Below are 21,195 nucleotides of genomic sequence, written 5' to 3' on the forward strand. Positions count from 1 at the left end.
TTTTGTGGTGGTCTTGCGAGCCTTATCGCGGGCAGGCCTGCTTTTGCGGGGGATGGTGATGCTGCCTACAGAAATGACCAAACCCCAGATGCAACAAAACCCGCACTTGGCGGGTTTTGTTTTGCTTCGTATTTGGTGGAGCCGGGGGGATTTGAACCCCCGTCCGCCAGTACTCCGCTGTCGGTACTACATGCGTAGCCGTGTCTATTAAGTTAACCCTCAGCGACCCGACGGGCAGGGTGCTTTGGGCGAGTTGTGTAAGTTTTAGCCGCTTCGTCCACAACGTACTGCACGGCGATTCTGTTCTATATGACAATCACTTCGGGTTTACAGACATCCCCTAGTGATTGCTGGACCCGAAGGTACCAGAAGCTCAGGAGCTAAGGCTGCTTACGCAGCGAGAGCGAATTCCTGGCCGTAGGTTTCGTCATTGGCAACTATAAGTAGTTGCAACAGTGGATTTACGAGTTCTGTTACCAACTCGGCATGCACCTAAAGTTTCGCAACCGGCGTCGAATCCTAAACGGCCCCGAGCCTGTTGCTCTGTGAATCAAAGTGAGCAACAAGCCTGCGCAGTGTACGCCAACGTGGCTCAGAAGGCCAACCCGAAGGTTGGCCACCGCAGATTATGGGTTGGCCTGGTTGCTCTGATTGTTCGCGAGTGCCAATGCCTGGGTGGCCTCGGTGACGCATTTTTTGTCGTCCCCGGAGGCTTTTGACGCTTCGGCGCTGGACAGCAGCCTTTTGATCTCCATTGTGGTGTTTGTGGAGGTCGTTGGCAGTGAAGTCACTTTGTTTTTGAGCTCTTGTAGCTTGCTCGTACAAAGGTCGTTGTCCGCAGCAAATACGGGAGAGGCCAACATTGCAGCAGAAATGAAAAGACCAGCGAGTGCGGTACGTTTCATGGATATCTCCTTGAGCTGATGGTCTCGGTGCTGCCGTATGAGCAGGCGGCTCGGCCGAGGTCGAAAATAAGCCACGATTGATGGGGCCTACTTAAAAGACTACGGCGCGGCGAAGGAATTCGGTTTTAGCAGAGAGGCTATGAAAAAATTGTTTGATAGAAGCAATGGCATTAAAAGCGGGCGCAATCGCTTCTTTTCGCTGGTGACCTCTTCCACATGACCAACCCCAGATGCAACAAAACCCGCAATTGGCGGGTTTTGGTTTGCTTCATATTGGGTGGCACCGGGGGGGCCACAAGCCCAACTCGAAGGTTGGCATTGTGCGGGGTTACTTCCCGCCTTTGTTCGCGTTCTTGATTTCTTGGATAGTTTGGGTGGTCTCGGCGATGCAATCATCAGTCCCTTTCTTGGTGCCTTTTGCCTGATCGGCTTTGGCTTGCTTGACGCTGTCCATTACCTGATCAGTCATCTCCGGAGAAATCTGTGCTTTGGCATTTTCGATGGTTTTCAAGTTGACCGAACATAGGTCTTCGGCGGCAAACGAGGTGGACGCCATCAGCGAGACAGTAACGAACAGACCTAACAGTACAGAACGTTTCATGAGTATCTCCTTGAACTGAGGGTCCAGGCATCGCTGGCCATCAGGACGGGCTGCCGAGTTTGGGTAAAGCCCGGTAACGCCCGGGCTTATTCTGTGGACTATGGCAGCGCATCAGGGTTCTACTTTTCTTGCATAACCCTCGCCTGCGTTACCCGATCCACCAAATAGACTAGCCCGTGATAATCAATTCCGCCGTGCTGTGTCAGACCGATCTCACAAGTGCGGCTGGTCGAAATCCCCTCGCTACACTGCTGAACCGCATCCTTGAGCGTGCGCAATGAATGTGCGTTCAGTTCCGGCGTAGTAAAGCCCTTATCCCCCGCAAACCCGCAGCAATGAATGCCTTCAGGAATAACCACGTTTTTGCTGCACTTGCGCGCCAGATCGATCAACGCCTGGCTTTCCCCAAGGTGCTGGGTGCTACAGGTGACGTGCACTGCGATTGGCGCTTCCTGCGGCGTGAAATCCAGACGATCCATCAGATGCGTACGAATGAAACGCACCGGGTCGTACAGGTCCAGACGCACATCGCCCAGGTCCGGGGCCAGGCGCAAGGTGCAGGGGCTGGTGTCGCAATAGATCGGGTCGAGCCCGCCGCGACTGGCGTGCAGCAAGGCGCCGATCAGTTCCTGGCGTTTGTGTTCGGCCTGTTCGGCGTAGCCCTTGGAGGCGAACGGTTGCCCGCAGCAGAGGTTGTCCAGGTTGTCCGGGAAGACCACTTGGTAACCGGCCTTTTCCAGCAGCCCACGGGTTTTGTCGTACAGCGACATTTGCTCTTTATCACCCGCCGCCGGGCCCATTGCCCGCGACACGCAGGCCGCGAGGTACACCACTCGAGGGCGTTCGTCCGACACTGTCGGGCTGAAGCGAATGGCTTTTTCCGGTTGCGGCATGGCGTTGGTCCACTGTGGGACCTGACCTTTGGATAGGCGCGTCAATGTTGCCGAAAGCTTTGCCAATCGTGGCGCCCCCAGCAGCATCCGTGCACCGTTGGCCACGTGCAGGGTGAAGCGTGCACCTTGCAGTGCGGTGGCGAAATTGCCTTCCAGCCAATTGGCGGTTTTTGTATGAGTTGCCTTCCGGCTGCGGAGCTTTTTCACCAGCTCGCCGGTGTTGATTCCTACAGGGCAACGCTGCGCGCAGAGTCCCGTGGCGGCGCAGGTGTCGATGCCTTGGTATTCGTAAGCGGCTTCGAGTTCGCTGGTGTCCACGCCAGCGCGTCTCTTCGCCTGAATGTCACGCCAGATCACGATGCGCTGGCGCGGGCTCAGGGTCAGGCCTTTTGACGGGCAGACCGGTTCGCAAAAACCGCACTCAATGCACTTATCCACAATCTCATCGGCGGCCGGCAACGGCTTCAGGTGCTTGAGGTGGATCTGCGGATCTTCGCTGAGCACCACGTCCGGGTTGAGAATGCCGTTGGGGTCGAGCAGACGTTTTAGCTGCCACATCAACTGGTAGGCATCGCTGCCCCATTCCAGTTCGACAAAGGGCGCCATGTTGCGACCGGTGCCGTGTTCGGCTTTCAGCGAACCGCCGAATTCCACCGCTACCAGTTGCGCCACGTCGTCCATGAACGCCTGATAGCGTGCGACTTCTTCCGGGTTGTTGAAGCCTTGGGTGAAGACGAAGTGCAGATTCCCTTCCAGCGCGTGTCCGAAAAGGATCGCTTCGTCGTAGTGATGTTTGTCGAACAGTTCGATCAAGCGGTTTACGCCGATGGCCAGTTGTTCAACCGGGAAGGTCACGTCTTCGATGATCACCGTGGTACCGGTTTTGCGCACCGCGCCGACGGCAGGGAAGGTGTCTTTACGGATCGCCCAGAGCCGAGCGTTTTCCACCGGGTCTTCGGTGAAGTCGACCTGTTTTTCCACCGGGAACGAGGTCAACGACGCCATGATGTGCGCCAATTGTTCCTGTAGCAAAGTGGACGACGCGGCGCGGGATTCGATCAGCAAGGCGCAGGCATTGTTCGACAGTTGCTGTACGAAAGCGGGCATGCCGGGTTTGTCCTGCACCGAGCGCAGACTGCGCCGGTCCAGCAGTTCCACGGCTGACACCGGTTGGCTTTTCAGCACGGTGACGGCGTTGCAGCAGGTCTCCACGTCCGGAAACACGATCAGCGCCGAGGCCTTGTTCGGATGATCGATCACCGTGTCGTAAGTCACCGCGCTGATGAAACCGAGGGTGCCTTCGGAGCCCACCAGCAAGTGGCTCAAGATATCCACAGGCTCGTCGAAATCCACCAGCGCATTGAGTGACAGCCCGGTGGTATTTTTCAGACGGTATTTGTGGCGAATTCTCGCCGCCAGTTCGGCGTTGGCGCGGGTTTCGCGGCCCAACGTTGCCAGGCGTTCAAGCAGCGAAGCGTGGCTCTCATGAAACGCCGCAACACTCGCCGCATCTTCGGTATCGAGACGGCTGCCGTCGGCCAGCACCAGACGAATGCCAGCCAACGTGTGATAGGTGTTTTGCGCCGTGCCGCAGCACATGCCGCTGGCATTGTTGGCGACGATGCCGCCGATCTTGCAGGCATTGATCGACGCCGGGTCCGGGCCGATCTTGCGTCCGAACGGCGCTAGCCACGCGTTGGCCTGCGCGCCGATCACGCCGGGTTGCAGACGGATTTGCGTACCTTGCCCGCGAATCTCGCGACCGTTCCAGTTATCCCCCAGGACGATCAACACCGAGTCACTGATGGCCTGGCCGGACAGGCTGGTCCCGGCGGCGCGGAAGGTCACCGGGACGAGATCCCGTTGCGCCAGTTTCAGCAGCGCGACTACTTCATCTTCCGACTCGACACGAATCACCAGTTTCGGAATCAGTCGGTAGAAACTGGCGTCGGTGCCGAAGGCCAAGGTCGACAGCGGGTCGTCGAAACGTCGGTCCTGGGGAATCAGTTGCTGCGCATCACGCAGGAAAGCCGCGGGTAGATTCATTGGTCCTCCAGGATCAAAACCACCAGGTCTTTCGGACCGTGAGCGCCGTAAGCCAGAACTTGTTCGATGTCGGCGGTTTTCGACGGGCCGGACACCAGCAGGGCGTTGGTCGGCATGCCTTGGGCCCACTCGAATTCCTGCTGCACTTGATAGAAGTTGTCGCGGATTTCACTGGCCTTGAGCAGGGCGAAGTGCACCGGCGGCACCAGACTCATCAAGCGCGGTTCTTCCTTCGTAGGCCAGAGAATCAGACTACCTGTCGCAGCGATTGCACCGAGGGTGGTGGTCAGGCTGGCCGGCGTCTCGTTGAACAATTCGGTCTTCCATTCTTCAACCGGACGGTCGTAGGATTTGAGCGTTGGCAGATCAGGATTTTCCACCCAGTGCTGAGTGACACGTTGACCGTGAGGTGTAGTTGGTGCGATCAACAGACTCGGCAACTGGCGGTCCCGCAACAACTGAGCAAGCAACGAAGGCCAACCTTCGCCGGACGTCAGATGGATTTCGGTGTGCACCGCTTCCATCAGTTTGCGCAGCTGCGGGATGCGTTGCTCGGCGGTGTATGTGTAGGGCGCTGTCACCAGTTCGACGTCAAAATCGTCAGGCACCGGCGTGGTGCCGGTCAGACTTTTCCGTAACTTGGCGAGGATGTTTTGCTTGGCGCTCATCAGCGATCTCCCTGTTTGGCCAGATGTTCGCGGGCCATGTCATGCAGTGAGCGGGCAGCGGGTTTCGGTGCGCTGTGGTTTTGCGTCCAGGGGCCGACGTTGCTGGGTGCCAGTGCTCGCAAGCGAGTGGCAAAGAAGCCGAATAGTCGATAAAGCGCGGGTGAACTGTTGAGCTTTGCCCAGGCATTCCAGATAAACCGTTCTTTACGCGAGTACTTGCTGCCCTGGCCGCGCATCACTTGATGTGGGCTGTCCGGGGCTTTGACGTTCTCTTCCCGTAGGCGACGCAGCAGTGCCGGAATCGGAATTTTTACCGGACAGACTTCACCGCAGGCGCCACACAGCGACGAGGCACTCGGGTGGTCCGGGACTTTCGCCAGGCCGACCATGTGCGGGGTGATGATTTTTCCGATAGGCCCAGGGTAAACCTCCCCATAGGCGTGGCCGCCGATTCGGGTGTAGACCGGGCAATGATTCATACAGGCGCCGCAGCGGATGCAGTTCAGGGTCTGGCGTAACTCGCTGTCGGCGAAGGCCTGGCTGCGACCGTTGTCGAGCAATACCAGGTGCACTTCCTGAGGGCCGTCGAGTTCATGTTCCTTGCGCGGGCCGGAGATCATGTTGACGTAGGTGGTGATCGGCTGGCCGAGGGCTGAACGGGTCAGCAGTGACAGCAGCGGCACCACGTCGCGCAGGTTTTCCACGACTTTTTCGATGCCGGTGACGGCGATGTGCACCGGTGGCACCGTGGTGGTCATGCGCCCGTTGCCTTCGTTTTCCACCAGCAGCAAGGTGCCGGTTTCGGCCACGGCGAAGTTGACGCCGGAGACGCCGATGTCCGCTTCGAAGAATTTCTGCCGCAAGACCTTGCGACCGATCTGAATGAGTTGGTCAACGTCCTTGGTGTATTCCACGCCAAGTTTGTCGTGGAACAAGGACGCGACCTGACCGGCATTCTTGTGGATCGCCGGCATAATAATGTGTGAAGGCTTCTCGTGGTCGAGCTGGACGATGTACTCGCCCATGTCCGATTCCAGGCATTCAATGCCCTGTTCAGCGAGGAAGTGATTCATTTCCATCTCTTCGCTGACCATCGATTTGCCCTTGATCACTTGCCGCCCCTCGTGAGCGCGGATGATCGATAAGACGATGCCATTGGCCTCGTCCACCGTTTCCGCCCAGTGCACTGTCACACCGTTGCGGGTCAGGTTCTGTTCAAGCTGCTCGAGCAGGTCGGGCAACTTGGATAAAGCACGGGCGCGGACAGCATTGCCCAGCACTCGCAAATGTTCTCTTTCGTGGGCATCGCTGAAGGACGCTGCCCGTTTTGTCATCAGCGAATCCATCGCCGTGCGAAAGTTATTTCGCAGTTGCTTGTCATCCAATGCCTTGTGAGCCCGGATGCGAAAATCTTCTTCTACGGCAACCGTAGGAATAATCGCGGAAGCGTTCATAGAACACCTCCGGTTCGCTGCCAAAGAAAGCTGGCCAGGTGTTGGCCGCGCAATGCTTCCTTCTGTTTCTCCAGCGAGCCGTTGATGTTCATCAGACAACCGCAGTCGGCACTCAGTACCTTGTGCGCGCCGGATTCCTTCAGCGAGCGGGTCTTGTCAGCCACCATCGCGCCGGAAATGTCTGGCATACGGACGCTGAAAGTCCCGCCGAAGCCACAGCATTCACTTTCATGGCTGTGGTCGACTCGTTCCACGTTACGGAGCTGCGCCAACAACTCGCGGCCATGCAAGTGGGTGTTCATTTCACGGCGCGCCGAGCACGACGTGTGCAACGCCACTTTGACTGGCTCGCCACTGTCCTTGAGCTGCACCTTGCAGACAAACAATAGAAACTCGGCCAGTTCATAAGTCCGGGCAGCCAGCGCCTGAACCTGTTTCAAGGTTTCCGGTTCGTCCTTGAACAAGTCGGCGTAGTGCTCGCGCAACATCCCGGCACACGATCCCGATGGCACCACCACCGGATAGTCCCCGGCAAACAGCGCCAGTTGCGAGCGTGCCACGGTCCTCGCCTGCTCGGTGTAACCCGAGGTGTAGGCCGGTTGCCCGCAGCAGCTTTGCCCCTGCGGATACTCGACACGAATGCCTTCGCGTTCCAGCAAGTGAATCGCGTCCATCCCGGCTTCAGGGTAGAACAAATCCACCACGCAAGTTCCGAACAGGTAGACCCGTGACGGTTTCTCGCTGGGGTATTGCCGAGGCTCGGGCAGTGGCGGGGCGACGCGGGTCGCATTTGGCACAGCGTTGTAAAAAAGCTCGCTCATCAGGCGTGTCTCCGGGTGGTCCCGGTTATCCGTCTGTTGAGGCTGCTGAATATAGAGAGGCAAGCTTTCAGCAGCCTTACAGACCGGGTTGTGAATAGCTGACGCCGGAATCGTGGTCCGGCGTCGGTTTTTGCTTTTTTTCGTGTAGTACTTAGTGCACCAGCATGCCGGTGAGCCAATAGGCCTGGATGTAGGTAATCAGGCCGACGATCGTTGCGAAGAATAGGCTGTGCTTGAGGGTGAAGCGGAACAGATCCGATTCCTTGCCCACCAGACCGGTCGCGGCGCAGGCCACGGCGATCGATTGTGGCGAGATCATCTTGCCGGTCACGCCGCCGCTGGTGTTCGCCGCTACCAGCAACACGTCGCTGACGCCGATCTGGTGCGCGGTGGTCGCTTGCAGCGAGCTGAACAGTGCGTTGGAGGAGGTGTCGGAACCGGTCAGGAACACGCCCAGCCATCCCAGGAATGGCGAGAAGAACGGGAATGCTGCACCGGTGCCTGCCAGAACCAGCGCCATGGTCGAGGACATGCCCGAGTAGTTAGTGACGAAGGCAAAGGCGAGCACCATACCGATGGACAGAATCGGCCAGCGCAGCTCGTAGAAGGTCTCTTTCAAAGTGGTAAGACCAGTTTTTACATTGATCTTCAGTACCAGCATCGAGATCAACGCGGAGAAGAAAATCGCCGTGCCGGTCGCGGAAATCGGGTCGAGTTTGAACACCGCCGGCATCGCCGTCGGTGCGGTCACGATCGGTGCGATCTTGATCACCATTTGATCCAGGTGCGGGATAGCGAAGTTGAACACCCAGCTATACATCGAGCCACCTGCAGCGAACATGGCCTTGAACGGTTTCAGCGTCCAGATCGTGACCAGCACGGTGAGGATTAGAAACGGCGACCAGGCTTTGAAAATTTCCCCCAAGCTGTAAGGCGAAGCCACGGTGGTGCGCTTCTGGCCGAAACCACCGGTGCTGGCCACCACGGAAGCCGAGACGGCGCCGACGATGTGTGCGCCTGCGGCGCGTTTTGGCTGCCAGACTTTCAGGAACAGGGTCAGAGAAATCAGGCTGACCAGCGCCGAGGTGATGTCCGGCAGCTCCGGGCCAATGAAGTTCGAAGTGAAGTATTGGGTGACGGCAAAGCTCAAACCGGCCACCAGTGCGGCAGGCCAGGTTTCCCGAACTCCACGCAGGCCATCCATCATGAACACCAGCCAGAACGGCACGAACACCGACAACAATGGCAGTTGCCGACCGGCCATGGCGCCGATCTTGAACGCGTCGATACCGGTCACTTGCCCGGCGACGATGATTGGAATCCCCAGGGCACCGAACGCCACCGGCGCGGTGTTGGCGATCAGACACAGGCCTGCGGCGTACAGCGGGTTAAAGCCCAGTCCTACAAGCAGGGCGGCGGTAATCGCTACCGGCGCCCCGAAACCGGCGGCACCTTCCAGGAAGGCGCCGAAGCAGAAGCCGATCAGCAGCACTTGCAGGCGCTGGTCGTCGGTGATCGACAGCACCGAGCTGCGGATCACTTCGAACTGACCACTCTTGACCGTCAGTTTGTAGAGGAATACCGCCGCCACGATGATCCAGGCAATCGGCCACAGGCCGTAGGCGAAACCATAGCCGGCGGCGGCAAAGGCCATGTCGACCGGCATCTGGAAGGCGAAGATCGCCACGGCAATGGACAAGGCCAGCGTGATACTGCCGGCCACGTGTCCTTTGAGTCGGAACACGGCCAATGCCAGGAAGAAAAACACGATGGGGATAACGGCCGCGAGCGCGGACACGCCGAGACTGCCGAGCGGAGAATAGAGCTGTTGCCAGGTTTGCATATGGGGTGGCCCCTAATTGTTGTTGGTCAGGCACTGGTCAGCGTTCTTGGATAATTGGTAATACCAATTTACAATCGCTGTTGGCTAGGGTAAAAGCCTTGTAGGCGGCGTGTCAATTTGCCGCCCTAAAACTTTTGTCGAATACTCGGTGCAGAAGTCATCTGGTCCGCTCGACCAAATGCCATCTGGCAGGTGCTGACACAGCCCTGATAGGCCAGAATAGAGACCCCGGCGAGCCGTCGGGATCGTGGAGAAATGAGTTATGGGGTTTGATCAAATTCGTCAGCGCCGTTTGTCTGACGATATTGTCGAGCAGCTCGAGGGGATGATTCTCGAGGGCACGCTGAAGGCGGGTGAGCGCTTGCCGGCCGAACGTGCGTTGGCCGAGCAGTTCGGCGTGTCACGCCCTTCGTTGCGCGAAGCGATTCAGAAACTGGCGGCCAAGGGCTTGCTGGTCAGTCGCCAGGGAGGTGGCAATTATGTGGTGGAGTCGCTGGGGTCAACCTTCAGCGATCCGCTGCTGCATCTGCTGGAAAGCAACCCTGAAGCGCAGCGCGATCTGCTGGAATTTCGTCACACCCTGGAAGCCTCCTGCGCCTATTACGCCGCCATGCGTGCTACGGACGTTGATCGCGAGCGATTGACCGCGGCCTTCAATGAATTGCAAGACTGCTATACGCGTCACGACGAGGTAAGTCGGGCGGAAGAGGGGGCGGCGGATGCGAAATTCCATCTGGCGATTGCTGAGGCCAGTCACAACGCGGTGTTGCTGCACACCATTCGCGGGTTGTTCGATCTGCTCAAGCGTAACGTGGTAACCAACATCGGCGGTATGTACAAGCAGCGTACGGAAACCCGCGACATGCTTATCACGCAGCACCGGGAGTTGTACCTGGCGATTATTGAAGGAAGGGCCGAGCAGGCGCGGGAAGTCTCCAGTCGACACATTTTGTATGTGCAGGAAGTGCTGGAAGAAGTGCGTCAGGAAGTACAGCGCATGGCTCGGGCGGAGCGGCGCAAGGGAATGTGATTATTTAAAGCAAAAGATCGCAGCCTGCGGCAGCTCCTACATGGATACGCGATCTATGTAGGAGCTGCCGCAGGCTGCGATCTTTTCGCTGGCGCCAAACACTCAGGCAGAAAGATTAATCTTCCTTGCCCTTGTTGCGCACCGCACGCTGCAACTCGCGACCGGCGTCGCGTTCGCGTTCGGTATCACGCTTGTCGTATTCCTTCTTGCCCTTGCCCAGAGCGATCTCGCACTTGACCATGTGCTTGCTCCAGTACCAGGACAGGCACACGCAGGCGTAACCTTTTTGCTGCACAGCCGTGGCCAGCTTTTCCAGCTCGCGCCGGTTGAGCAGCAGTTTTCGGGTGCGGGTCGGATCAGCGATGACGTGGGTGCTGGCGGTCATCAGCGGCGTAATGTGGCTGCCGAGCAACCAGGCTTCGCCATCCTTGAGCAGTACGTAACTGTCAACCAGTTGCAGCTTGCTCGCCCGCAGACTTTTTACTTCCCAGCCGGCCAGGACCAGACCAGCCTCGAACTTGTGCTCGATGAAGTAATCGTGTCGCGCCTTTTTGTTTTGCGCGATGGTCCCTGTTGGGTGTTTCTTCTGTTTAGCCATAGGGGCGGCATTATAGGGAGTTGCACGCGAGTCGGCTACGGTATCGCTACGTGCTTGAGCAGGTTGATTGAATCCCGGACAATGCGGCCTCTTTTTTGAACGCTTGGGCGTGATAACGATGTCGACAGACAAGGTTTCTGTCCACGGCAGTTGGGCTAGCCGCTGGGTCTTCATACTCGCCGCGACCGGTTCGGCCGTGGGCCTGGGTAGTATCTGGAAATTCCCGTACATGGTCGGCGTCTACGGCGGCGGCGCCTTCGTGCTGATGTTCCTGGCCTGTATCGCGCTGATCGGTGTGCCGGTCATGCTGGCCGAAACCCTGATCGGCCGCCGTGCACGACAGAGCCCGGCCAACGCCCTGAAGGTATTGGCGCTGGAAGCCGGGCATTCAGGTAAATGGTCCTGGGGCGCATTCGCCGGGATGATCACGGCGTTGCTGATCTTGTCTTTCTATAGTGTGGTCGGCGGCTGGTCGCTGGATTACATCATCGACATGGGCCGTGGCGACTTCCAGGGGGTGACGGCTGACCAGGTTGGCGCCTACTTTGGCAATGTGATCGCCGATCCATGGCGCCTGACACTTTGGCACACAATATTTATGCTGCTGTCGGCGGTGGTGATTGCCAAAGGGGTGGTCGCCGGCCTGGAACGCAGCCTGCGGATCATGATGCCGCTACTGTTCGTGATGGTGATTGTTCTGCTGGGCTACAGCATGACCACCGGCCATTTCATGGAGGGCGTGCATTTCATGTTCGACTTCCACCCGGAAAAAGTACTCGACGGCTTGCTGCCCGCCATGGGGCACGCGTTTTTTTCCCTGAGCGTGGGCGTCGGCTCGATCATGATCTACGGCGCCTATATGCCGAAGAATTCATCGATTTCCGGCACCATCGTCGGCGTGGCACTGCTCGATACCTTCGTTTCCCTGGTAGCTGGTCTGGCATTGTTTCCGATCGTGTTCGCCGCGGGCCTGAACCCGAGCGAGGGCCCCGGCCTGATGTTCGTCAGCCTGCCATTTGCCTTTGGTAACGTAGCGTTTGGCCAGTTGATGGGCGTAGTGTTCTTCGTGCTCGTAGCGATTGCAGCCTGGAGCTCGGCGATTTCCTTGCTTGAGCCGATGGTGGCTTACCTGGTTGAACGCACGAAAGTCAGCCGCGCCTGGGTGACCTTTTGGCTGGCATTTATCTGCTGGTTTGTCGGTCTGGGCACGGTGTTCTCCTTCAATATCTGGAAGGAAGCCAAATTTTTCGTGAACGAAGGCGGGATGTTCCACCTCTATCAATGGGGTGCGGCCGGTGGCCTGGACTTCTTTGGTGTGATCGATTTCTTCACCTCGCGAATCATGTTGCCACTCGGTGGTTTGTGTTTCGTGGTGTTTGCAGGCTGGGTGATGGGGCGTGAAGCGGTGCGCGACGAGTTGTCGATCCGCAACCCTGCGTTGTTCGCCCTGTCCTTGTTCTTGATGCGCTATGTGGCGCCCATCGGCATTCTTGTAGTGTTTGCCGCCCAGCTGTGGAAGTGACGCTGACATGACGACACACATTCAACGTTCGGCCCTGCTGCCGTATCCGGCACAAGCGCTGTATGACCTGGTCAACGACGTGGCGCGTTACCCGGAATTTCTGCCGTGGTGCTCATCGGCCGAAGTCCTGGAAAGTTCTCCTGAGCATATGCGCGCTAGCGTCGGCGTGGCCAAGGGGGGACTCAGCCAGCATTTCGTAACGCGCAACACGTTGGTGCCTGGGCATTCGATCGAGATGAACCTCGAGGAAGGCCCATTCAATCAATTGCATGGCGTCTGGGTGTTCAAACCGTTGGGCGAGAAAGCCTGCAAGATCAGTCTGGACCTGTCGTTCGATTACGCCGGTCCGATTGTCCGCGCAACCTTGGGGCCGTTGTTCAATCAGGCGGCCAATACGCTGGTGGATGCCTTCTGCCAGCGCGCCAAGCAGATGCATGGTTGAGGCCGTGATCGACGTTGAGGTGGTGTATGCCGCCATTGATCGTCAGGTGCTCCTGTCGGTGTCGGTACCGGCAGGAACAACCGTGCGGGCGGCTTTGCTGATGTCAGGTGTCGGCGAGGCGTTTTCCGAGCTGGATCTGGCCGATTGCCCGGTAGGAATCTTCGGCAAAGTGATCGCTGATCCAGGCAAGCATCCTGTCCAGGCTGGAGATCGCATCGAGATATACCGGCCATTGCTGGCTGATCCGAAAGAGGTTCGTCGGTTGCGCGCAGCCAAGGCTGCTGAGGCCAAAACCCGGAATCAGTGATTCGCTCAAGCGCTGGACAATAAAAAACCCGGACATGCCGGGTTTTTTATTGCGTCGCAATTTATTGCGGCGAGGTTTCCAGAGGTTCTGGAGTCGGGACTGGAACGGTTTCTACACCGTCGACGTCCTTCTGGATCTGGTCCAGCAACGAACCTGGCTTGACCGGTTTTTCTGGTTTCGGCTTCTCGGCGTTTTCTGCTGGCGCAGCAACTGTAGTGCCGCTGTCCTTGCCGAGAATGGCTTCGTCGCGGCTCACGCCTGGCATGAAATCACCAGAGAGGCTGACAAGCTGGTCATTTGGGTTGAAGATAACGCTAATGCGTTCCTGTTGGCGTTCACCGCCACCCGGTTGCAGGCTGTACAGATAATCCCAGCGATCGGCATGGAACGTGTCGGTCAACAGAGGGTTGCCCATGATAAACCGTACTTGCTTGCGGGTCATTCCCGGGCGTAACTGGTCTATCATGTCCTGCGTGACGACATTGCCCTGCTGGATGTCGATTTTGTAAACCCCGGGGAATGAACAACCGGCGAGTGCGAGCAGTCCCACAAAGGTGAAACTGGTTAGCAAGAGCTTGGTGTTTTGCATCGGTGGGCGACTTCCACTATCTTGGCTGGGACAACGTAAACGCCGATCATACCCGCATTAAGAGAAGCTGCGAAGCAGCATCGCGAGAAAGCTGACCATGGTTGAAAATAGCGAACTACGCAAAGCCGGCCTCAAAGTGACCCTTCCACGGGTCAAAATTCTGCAAATGCTCGATTCCGCCGAGCAACGCCACATGAGTGCCGAGGATGTCTACAAGGCGCTGATGGAGGCTGGTGAGGACGTCGGTCTGGCCACGGTTTACCGTGTCCTGACCCAGTTCGAGGCAGCTGGCCTTGTGGTGCGGCACAACTTCGACGGGGGCCATGCGGTCTTCGAGCTGGACGACGGCAAGCATCACGACCATATGGTCAACGTCGAGACCAGTGAAGTGATCGAATTCTTCGACGAAGAAATCGAGCGACTGCAGAAGGCAATCGTCGACAAGTATGGCTTCGAGATGGTTGATCACAACCTTGTACTGTACGTACGCAAGAAAAAGTAAGCATGTCGCGCGAACTTAAGGTTCGCGAAACGAGCGAAGGCGACCCCAGGGTCGCCTTCGTGCTTTCTGTCGGTCTTAAATTTTTGCAGTGACGACCATTTTCCTGGCATGAGCCAGAGATTCCTTTGTAAGGTCGATGCCTCCCAGCATCCGCGCCACTTCTTCGACCCGATCGTTCTTGCTCAGCTTGGAGACGGCTGTGTGAGTGGCATCTTCGCCGCGCACTTTGTGTACGAATAGATGTTGATGTCCCTGCGCTGCTACTTGCGGCAAGTGAGTTACCGTCAATACCTGCCCGCGTTCCCCAAGTCGACGCAGCAATTGGCCCACGATTTCGGCGGTCGGACCGCCGATGCCCACGTCCACTTCGTCGAACACCAGGGTCGGTACGCGGGAGGTCTGTGCGGTGATCACTTGAATCGCGAGGCTGATCCGTGACAGTTCGCCGCCGGATGCCACTTTTGCCAGCGCTTTCAAAGGTTGGCCCGGGTTAGCACTCACCAGCAGCTCTACCTGCTCAAGGCCATTGGGTAGCAGTTCATCGCTACTGTTGGGGCGCAACTCGATAGTGAAGCGCCCACCAGGCATGCCCAGTCGCTGGATTTCATGCTCCACGGCGCTGGCCAGGCTGTTCGAGGCCTGATGGCGCAAATCGCTCAGCTCACGAGCCTTTTCCTGGTAATGACGGGCGTAGGAGGCCAGTTCATCGCTCAGTCGCTCGATGGATTCGTCGTTGGCATTCAGGGTTTCGATTTCATCCAGCAAGCGCTGCTGCATCTCGGCCACTTCGGTCGGCTGGATGCGGTGTTTGCGCGCCATGGTATAGATCGCATCAAGGCGTTCCTCCAGGTACTGAAGACGCGCTGGATCAGCATCGAAGTTATCAAGGAAGCGGTTCAGTTCTCCCACGGCTTCTTCGACCTGGATCTGCGCACTGGTCAGCAGGCTGCTGGCTTCACCCAGGGCCCCAATCGAGTTGTTGACGCTCGAAAGGCGATTGAGGCTGGCGGTGAGGGCATTCAGCACATTCCCGGAATCACTTTCGCTGCATTGCTCGACCACCTGCCGGCAAATGCCCAGCAGGGTTTCGGCGTTGGTCAGGTTCTTGTGTTCCTGTTCCAGCTGTTCTAGTTCACTTTCGCCGAGGCCGAGGTTTTCCAGCTCTTCGAGTTGATAGCTGAGCAATTGATGGCGAGCGCGCTGCTCGTCGCCGGAATTGGAAAGGCGTTCCAGCTCCTGGCGGGTCTGGCGCCAACGTTGGGCGGCCAGGTGTACCTGACGGGCAAGGTCCGTTGCGCCAGCGTACTCGTCGAGCAGACGGCGGTGTGTGTCGGTCTTGAGCAGGGATTGATGTTCATGCTGGCTGTGGATATCGATCAGCAGTTCACCCAGGGCTTTGAGGTCGCCGAGGGGGCAGGGCGTGCCGTTGATGTAGCCACGCGAGCGTCCTTCAGCAGTGATCACCCGGCGCAGGATGCACGGGCCGTCGCTCTCCAGATCGCGCTCGGCCAGCCAGGCGCTGGCTTCTGGAATATCGACCAGGTCGAAGGTTGCCAGGATATCGGCCTTGTCGGCGCCGGGACGGACCACGCCGCTGTCGGCGCGATCGCCCAGGGTCAGGCCGAGGGCGTCGAGCATGATCGACTTGCCGGCGCCGGTTTCCCCAGTGATCACGCTCATCCCGCGATCGAGTTCGAGATCGAGATGTTCAACGATGGCGTAGTTATGTACGGACAGGTGCACCAGCATAAAGGCCGCTCCCAGGCTTTAGGTCTGGTTATTTATACAGTGTTTTGTTTCTGGCTGACAATGCCCTCACTTAGCTCTATTTGCTTGATCCGACGAAATCCTTAGTGCGCCCGGGAATGACAATGCAGCTGTTTTTTGTAGGGTTAATAAATCAGCGCCCCTTGAAGCTGAATTTTGCGGCCCCATATAGCTGGGCAGAAGCGCGAGTTGAGCTCGCGGACGATATTGAAAGGAGAAATCTATGGCTGACGAACAGACAGTGGATACGCAAAATCTAGACGCCGATCAGGCTGCCCCGGATTCGGGTGATGAACTGGCGGCGCGTGTTCAAGTGCTCGAAGAGCAATTGGCTGGCGCTCATGATCAGGCTTTGCGTGTTGCGGCTGATCTGCAGAACGTCCGCCGTCGCGCCGAGCAGGATGTAGAAAAGGCTCACAAGTTCGCACTGGAGAAATTCGCCGGTGACTTGTTACCGATCATCGACAGCCTGGAGCGTGGTCTGGAGTTGTCCAGCCCGGACGACGAAAGCATTCGTCCAATGCGCGAAGGCATCGAGCTGACCCTGAAAATGTTCCAGGACACCCTGAAGCGTTATCAGCTGGAAGCGATCGACCCGCATGGCGAACCGTTCAACGCCGTTCAGCATCAGGCAATGGCCATGCAGGAAAGCGCCGACGTCGAGCCGAACAGCGTGCTCAAGGTGTTCCAGAAGGGCTATCAGCTCAACGGTCGCCTGCTGCGCCCGGCCATGGTCGTGGTCAGCAAGGCTCCAGCGCCGGTTTCGCCTTCGATTGACGAGCAGGCTTGAAATTAGCCGCAAGGCCCCCATTTAGAAGTCAAGCGTTTAAGTGCTACCGCAGTTAGCCACCACTGCTGCGGCAACCAAATCCAAAGTTTCGGGAGAGTGAACATGGGCAAAATTATCGGTATCGACCTGGGGACTACCAACTCCTGCGTCTCCGTGCTTGAAAACGGCGTAGCCAAAGTTATTGAAAACGCTGAAGGCACGCGTACCACGCCGTCGATCATCGCTTACGCCAACGATGGTGAAATCCTCGTCGGCCAATCGGCCAAGCGTCAGGCTGTGACCAATCCGCACAACACCCTGTATGCGGTGAAGCGTCTGATCGGTCGTAAGTTCGACGAAGAAGTCGTACAGAAAGACATCAAGATGGTCCCGTACAAAATCGCCAAGGCTGATAACGGCGACGCGTGGGTTGAAGTGAACGGCCAGAAAATGTCGCCGCCACAAATCTCGGCTGAAATTCTGAAGAAAATGAAGAAGACCGCCGAAGACTACCTCGGCGAGCCAGTGACCGAAGCGGTGATCACTGTTCCGGCCTACTTCAACGACAGCCAGCGTCAAGCCACCAAAGACGCCGGCCGCATTGCGGGCCTGGACGTAAAACGTATCATCAACGAACCAACCGCAGCCGCTCTGGCTTACGGTATGGACAAGGCGAAGGGCGATCACACCGTGATCGTTTACGACTTGGGCGGCGGTACTTTCGACGTTTCCGTGATCGAAATCGCTGAAGTCGATGGCGAGCACCAGTTCGAAGTACTGGCCACCAACGGTGACACGTTCCTGGGCGGTGAAGACTTTGACATTCGTCTGATCGACTACCTTGTTGACGAATTCAAGAAAGAAAGCGGCATGAACCTTAAGGGCGACCCGCTGGCCATGCAGCGCCTGAAAGAAGCCGCTGAAAAAGCCAAGATCGAACTGTCTTCGAGTAATTCGACCGACGTGAACCTGCCGTACATCACTGCAGACGCCACCGGTCCTAAGCACTTGAACGTGAAAATCTCCCGCGCCAAGCTCGAAGCGCTGGTAGAAGACCTGGTTCAACGCACCATCGAACCTTGCCGCATCGCTCTGAAAGACTCTGGCATCGACATTGGCGCCATCAACGACGTGATCCTGGTCGGCGGTCAGACCCGTATGCCACTGGTTCAGAAGCTGGTGACCGAGTTCTTCGGTAAAGAAGCACGTAAAGACGTGAACCCGGACGAAGCTGTTGCCATGGGTGCTGCTATCCAGGGCGCCGTATTGGCCGGTGACGTGAAAGACGTTCTGCTGCTGGACGTTAGCCCGCTGACTCTGGGTATCGAAACCATGGGCGGCGTGATGACTGCGCTGATCGAGAAAAACACCACGATTCCTACCAAGAAATCGCAAGTGTTCTCGACTGCCGACGACAACCAGGGCGCTGTGACCATTCACGTGCTGCAAGGTGAGCGTAAGCAAGCCGCTCAGAACAAGTCTTTGGGCAAGTTCGACCTGGCCGAGATTCCACCAGCACCACGTGGCGTGCCACAAATTGAAGTGACCTTCGACATCGACGCCAACGGCATTCTGCACGTAGGCGCCAAAGACAAGGCTACCGGCAAGACTCAGTCGATCGTGATCAAGGCCAACTCCGGTCTGTCCGAGGAAGAAATTCAGCAGATGATTCGCGATGCTGAAGCCAACGTCGACGCAGATCGCCAGTTCGAAGAGCTGGCAACCGCTCGCAACCAGGGCGATGCACTGGTTCACTCGACTCGCAAAATGGTCGCAGACGCTGGCGATAAAGTGACTGCTGAAGAGAAGACTGCAATCGAAGCTGCTGTTGTTGCGCTGGAAGCCGCTGTCAAAGGCGACGACAAAGCTGCAATCGAAGCCAAGGTTGAAGAGCTGTCGAAAGTCTCCGCTCCAGTAGCGCAGAAGATGTACGCCGAGCAGGCTCAACCTGCTGAAGGTGCTGCACCGCAAGGCGAATCGGCTGAGAAGGCTGACGACGTCGTCGACGCTGAGTTCGAAGAAGTCAAAGACCACAAGTAAGTTGTTGGTCGGCCGGTTGACTGCCTTTAGGCAGTGACTGGTAGGATGTCGCCGCGCGGGGGCTTGCTCCCGCGTTGGCGTGTCTGGAGTTAGCGAATTTTTACAGCATGCGACAACGCTCGGGTGCTGATGGTATGGCCGAGAATGCTCCTGCTTTTCGAGCCGAAAGTACCGCATCGAATCAAAGACCAGGATCGTTGAATTGACGTGAGTTGGGTCCGGGCCTGTATTGGGGCTCAACGAGTTTGGCAAGGCTCAGGAGAGGTTTGCCGAACGTCCTTAAGAGTGCAAAGACTTATGGCAAAGCGTGACTATTACGAAGTATTGGGTGTTGAGCGTGGCTCAAGCGAAGCAGACCTGAAAAAGGCCTACCGTCGCCTGGCGATGAAGCACCACCCGGACCGTAATCCCGATGACAAAGCGTCGGAAGATATGTTCAAGGAGGCCAACGAGGCCTACGAAGTGCTGTCTGATTCCAGCAAGCGCGCGGCCTACGACCAGTACGGTCATGCCGGTGTCGACCCGAGCATGGGTGGCGGCGGTGCCGGGTTTGGCGGTCAGAACTTCTCCGACATCTTTGGTGATGTCTTCAGTGACTTCTTCGGCGGTGGTCGCGGCGGTTCTCGTGGCGGCGCTCAGCGCGGCAGCGACCTGCGTTACACCCTGGAACTGAATCTGGAAGAAGCGGTGCGCGGTACGACCGTGAATATCCGTGTTCCGACATTGGTCAACTGCAAGCCGTGCGACGGTTCGGGTGCCAAGAAAGGCTCCTCGCCGGTGACCTGCCCGACGTGCGGCGGTATCGGCCAGGTTCGCATGCAGCAAGGCTTCTTCTCGGTGCAGCAAACCTGCCCGCGCTGCCATGGCCAAGGCAAGATCATTTCTGATCCGTGCAACTCCTGCGATGGCCAGGGCCGTGTCGAAGAGTACAAAACCCTCTCGGTGAAAGTGCCGGCTGGTGTCGATACCGGTGACCGCATTCGTCTGTCCGGCGAAGGCGAGGCGGGTGCTCAGGGTGGTCCGACTGGCGACCTGTACGTGGTGATCAACGTGCGTGAGCACGCGATCTTCCAGCGCGACGGCAAGCACCTGTTCTGCGAAGTGCCAATCAGCTTTGTTGATGCTGCGCTGGGTGGTGAGCTGGAGATTCCGACCCTTGATGGTCGAGTCAAACTGAAAATCCCTGAAGGGACTCAGACCGGCAAGCAGTTCCGTGTTCGCGGCAAGGGCGTTGCGCCAGTGCGCGGCGGCGGTGCTGGTGATTTGATGTGCCGTGTGGCGGTTGAAACCCCTGTCAATCTGGGGCGTCGTCAGCGCGAATTGCTGGAAGAGTTCCGTAGCTCGCTGGCAGATGACAACAGTCATTCGCCTAAAACCACTGGTTGGTTCGAAGGCGTGAAGCGCTTCTTCGGCGATTTGTAAGGAGTCGGCATGCGACGTATAGCTGTGATGGGCGCTGCCGGGCGCATGGGCAAGATCCTGGTCGAGGCGGTTCAGCAACGTGCGCCGCTGACCGGGTTGACGGCAGCCATCGTACGCCCCGGCAGTACGCTGATTGGCGTGGATGCTGGTGAACTGGCCTCACTGGGGCGTATCGGCGTTCCACTGTCCGGCAATCTGGACGCAGTGGCTGATGAGTTCGACGTGCTGATCGACTTCACGCTCCCGGAAGTCATGCTGAAAAACCTGGCATTCTGCCGTAAGGCGGGCAAAGCCATGGTGATCGGCACGACGGGGTTGGACGCTGCGCAGAAGCAGTTGCTGGCCGAGGCCGGCAAGGATATTCCGATCGTGTTCGCAGCCAATTTCAGTGTCGGTGTAAACCTGTCGCTGAAGCTGCTCGATATGGCTGCTCGTGTGTTGGGTGATGATGCGGATATCGAGATCATCGAGGCTCATCATCGGCACAAGATCGATGCACCTTCAGGTACGGCTCTGCGCATGGGTGAAGTCATCGCCAATGCGTTGGATCGTGATCTGCAAAAGGTCGCGGTCTATGGTCGTGAAGGTCACACCGGTGTGCGAGAGCGTGAAACGATCGGCTTCGCGACTGTTCGCGGTGGTGATGTGGTCGGCGATCATACGGTGCTGTTCGCCTGTGAGGGTGAGCGACTGGAGATCACGCATAAAGCGTCCAGTCGCATGACCTTCGCCAAGGGCGCGGTACGTGCTGCGTTGTGGCTGGACGGTCGTGAGCCGGGTCTTTACGACATGCAAGACGTGCTCGATCTGCGTTAAGATGCCCCCGAAATCGGGTTCCAACACAGTGTTTGGGCCCGGTTTTATTACGCCAAGCGACGTCCTGTCGCATTCCCCGGCCTTTAAGGCTCATTGGCGGTAGACCAAAAATGCCTTTTTCTGTAAGCTACAGCTTTAGTGTGTCCACTAAAAGCGCGCA

General features: G+C 57.7%; 19 protein-coding genes and 1 other RNA gene. 9 read left to right on the forward strand and 11 right to left on the reverse strand.

Annotated elements, in window-relative coordinates; translation table 11 throughout:
- Positions 1-133 precede the first annotated feature (133 nt).
- The 8 genes from ssrA to ACYZTZ_RS00795 form a co-directional block, all read right to left on the reverse strand.
- Positions 134-531: a transfer-messenger RNA gene (gene ssrA, locus ACYZTZ_RS00760) on the reverse strand.
- Between the two features lie 95 nt (positions 532-626).
- Complete coding sequence (locus tag ACYZTZ_RS00765) at positions 627-905, reverse strand: hypothetical protein (protein ID WP_461996926.1); 279 nt, start codon at positions 903-905, stop codon at positions 627-629.
- Positions 906-1,233: 328 nt separating this feature from the next.
- A complete protein-coding gene (locus ACYZTZ_RS00770; RefSeq protein ID WP_461996927.1) occupies positions 1,234-1,506 on the reverse strand; it encodes a hypothetical protein in 273 nt (90 codons plus the stop codon).
- 119 nt (positions 1,507-1,625) lie between these two features.
- Entirely contained in the window at positions 1,626-4,445 is a 2,820-nt protein-coding gene (locus ACYZTZ_RS00775) for an FAD-binding and (Fe-S)-binding domain-containing protein (protein ID WP_461996928.1), read from the reverse strand.
- Complete coding sequence (locus tag ACYZTZ_RS00780) at positions 4,442-5,113, reverse strand: LutC/YkgG family protein (RefSeq protein ID WP_461996929.1); 672 nt, start codon at positions 5,111-5,113, stop codon at positions 4,442-4,444. Before ACYZTZ_RS00780 ends, ACYZTZ_RS00775 begins: the two co-directional genes overlap by 4 nt.
- Positions 5,113-6,567, reverse strand: coding sequence for a LutB/LldF family L-lactate oxidation iron-sulfur protein (locus ACYZTZ_RS00785; protein ID WP_046045775.1), 1,455 nt, complete (start codon positions 6,565-6,567; stop codon positions 5,113-5,115). Before ACYZTZ_RS00785 ends, ACYZTZ_RS00780 begins: the two co-directional genes overlap by 1 nt.
- Positions 6,564-7,388, reverse strand: a complete 825-nt coding sequence (locus tag ACYZTZ_RS00790) for a (Fe-S)-binding protein (RefSeq protein ID WP_461996930.1) — start codon at positions 7,386-7,388, stop codon at positions 6,564-6,566. Before ACYZTZ_RS00790 ends, ACYZTZ_RS00785 begins: the two co-directional genes overlap by 4 nt.
- Positions 7,389-7,539: 151 nt before the next feature.
- Positions 7,540-9,231: a lactate permease LctP family transporter gene (locus ACYZTZ_RS00795; RefSeq protein ID WP_461996931.1), complete on the reverse strand. Its 1,692-nt coding sequence runs from the start codon at positions 9,229-9,231 to the stop codon at positions 7,540-7,542.
- Between the two features lie 262 nt (positions 9,232-9,493).
- On the opposite strand from ACYZTZ_RS00795, the gene ACYZTZ_RS00800 reads away from it, so the two are divergent.
- A complete protein-coding gene (locus ACYZTZ_RS00800) occupies positions 9,494-10,261 on the forward strand; it encodes a GntR family transcriptional regulator (RefSeq protein WP_008149047.1) in 768 nt (255 codons plus the stop codon).
- A 115-nt stretch (positions 10,262-10,376) separates the two neighbouring features.
- Here the strand turns inward: ACYZTZ_RS00800 and smpB are convergent, their stop codons facing one another.
- On the reverse strand, positions 10,377-10,859 hold the full coding sequence (gene smpB / locus ACYZTZ_RS00805; RefSeq protein ID WP_008149046.1) for an SsrA-binding protein SmpB: 483 nt from the start codon (positions 10,857-10,859) through the stop codon (positions 10,377-10,379).
- 118 nt (positions 10,860-10,977) lie between these two features.
- On the opposite strand from smpB, the gene ACYZTZ_RS00810 reads away from it, so the two are divergent.
- The 3 genes from ACYZTZ_RS00810 to ACYZTZ_RS00820 are packed head-to-tail and all read left to right on the forward strand — an operon-like array spanning position 10,978 to position 13,130.
- The gene (locus tag ACYZTZ_RS00810; RefSeq protein ID WP_046045778.1) at positions 10,978-12,381 is read left to right on the forward strand and encodes a sodium-dependent transporter; all 1,404 of its coding nucleotides are present in this window, start codon (positions 10,978-10,980) and stop codon (positions 12,379-12,381) included.
- Between the two features lie 7 nt (positions 12,382-12,388).
- Positions 12,389-12,823, forward strand: a complete 435-nt coding sequence (locus ACYZTZ_RS00815; protein ID WP_033058141.1) for a type II toxin-antitoxin system RatA family toxin — start codon at positions 12,389-12,391, stop codon at positions 12,821-12,823.
- Complete coding sequence (locus tag ACYZTZ_RS00820; protein WP_461996932.1) at positions 12,816-13,130, forward strand: RnfH family protein; 315 nt, start codon at positions 12,816-12,818, stop codon at positions 13,128-13,130. The genes ACYZTZ_RS00815 and ACYZTZ_RS00820 overlap by 8 nt, the downstream gene beginning before the upstream one ends.
- 61 nt (positions 13,131-13,191) lie before the next feature.
- Here ACYZTZ_RS00820 and ACYZTZ_RS00825 read toward each other — a convergent pair whose 3' ends face one another.
- On the reverse strand, positions 13,192-13,719 hold the full coding sequence (locus ACYZTZ_RS00825) for an outer membrane protein assembly factor BamE (protein WP_008149042.1): 528 nt from the start codon (positions 13,717-13,719) through the stop codon (positions 13,192-13,194).
- 97 nt (positions 13,720-13,816) lie between these two features.
- Here ACYZTZ_RS00825 and fur point away from each other — a divergent pair, with 97 nt between their 5' ends.
- Positions 13,817-14,221 (forward strand): ferric iron uptake transcriptional regulator, encoded by a 405-nt coding sequence (gene fur, locus ACYZTZ_RS00830; RefSeq protein ID WP_003197684.1) that lies wholly within the window; start codon positions 13,817-13,819, stop codon positions 14,219-14,221.
- A gap of 75 nt (positions 14,222-14,296) precedes the next feature.
- Here fur and recN read toward each other — a convergent pair whose 3' ends face one another.
- A complete protein-coding gene (gene recN, locus ACYZTZ_RS00835) occupies positions 14,297-15,970 on the reverse strand; it encodes a DNA repair protein RecN (protein WP_461996933.1) in 1,674 nt (557 codons plus the stop codon).
- Positions 15,971-16,211: 241 nt separating this feature from the next.
- Here recN and grpE point away from each other — a divergent pair, with 241 nt between their 5' ends.
- The 4 genes from grpE to dapB all read left to right on the forward strand — a co-directional run bounded on the left by grpE (position 16,212) and on the right by dapB (position 21,035).
- On the forward strand, positions 16,212-16,778 hold the full coding sequence (gene grpE / locus ACYZTZ_RS00840) for a nucleotide exchange factor GrpE (protein WP_046045781.1): 567 nt from the start codon (positions 16,212-16,214) through the stop codon (positions 16,776-16,778).
- Between the two features lie 102 nt (positions 16,779-16,880).
- Entirely contained in the window at positions 16,881-18,797 is a 1,917-nt protein-coding gene (gene dnaK, locus ACYZTZ_RS00845) for a molecular chaperone DnaK (protein ID WP_008149038.1), read from the forward strand.
- Between the two features lie 297 nt (positions 18,798-19,094).
- Positions 19,095-20,219 (forward strand): molecular chaperone DnaJ, encoded by a 1,125-nt coding sequence (gene dnaJ, locus ACYZTZ_RS00850; protein ID WP_461996934.1) that lies wholly within the window; start codon positions 19,095-19,097, stop codon positions 20,217-20,219.
- A 9-nt stretch (positions 20,220-20,228) separates the two neighbouring features.
- On the forward strand, positions 20,229-21,035 hold the full coding sequence (gene dapB / locus ACYZTZ_RS00855) for a 4-hydroxy-tetrahydrodipicolinate reductase (RefSeq protein ID WP_046045783.1): 807 nt from the start codon (positions 20,229-20,231) through the stop codon (positions 21,033-21,035).
- Positions 21,036-21,195: the final 160 nt, after the last annotated feature.

The organism is Pseudomonas sp. LB3P58 (assembly GCF_054897895.1).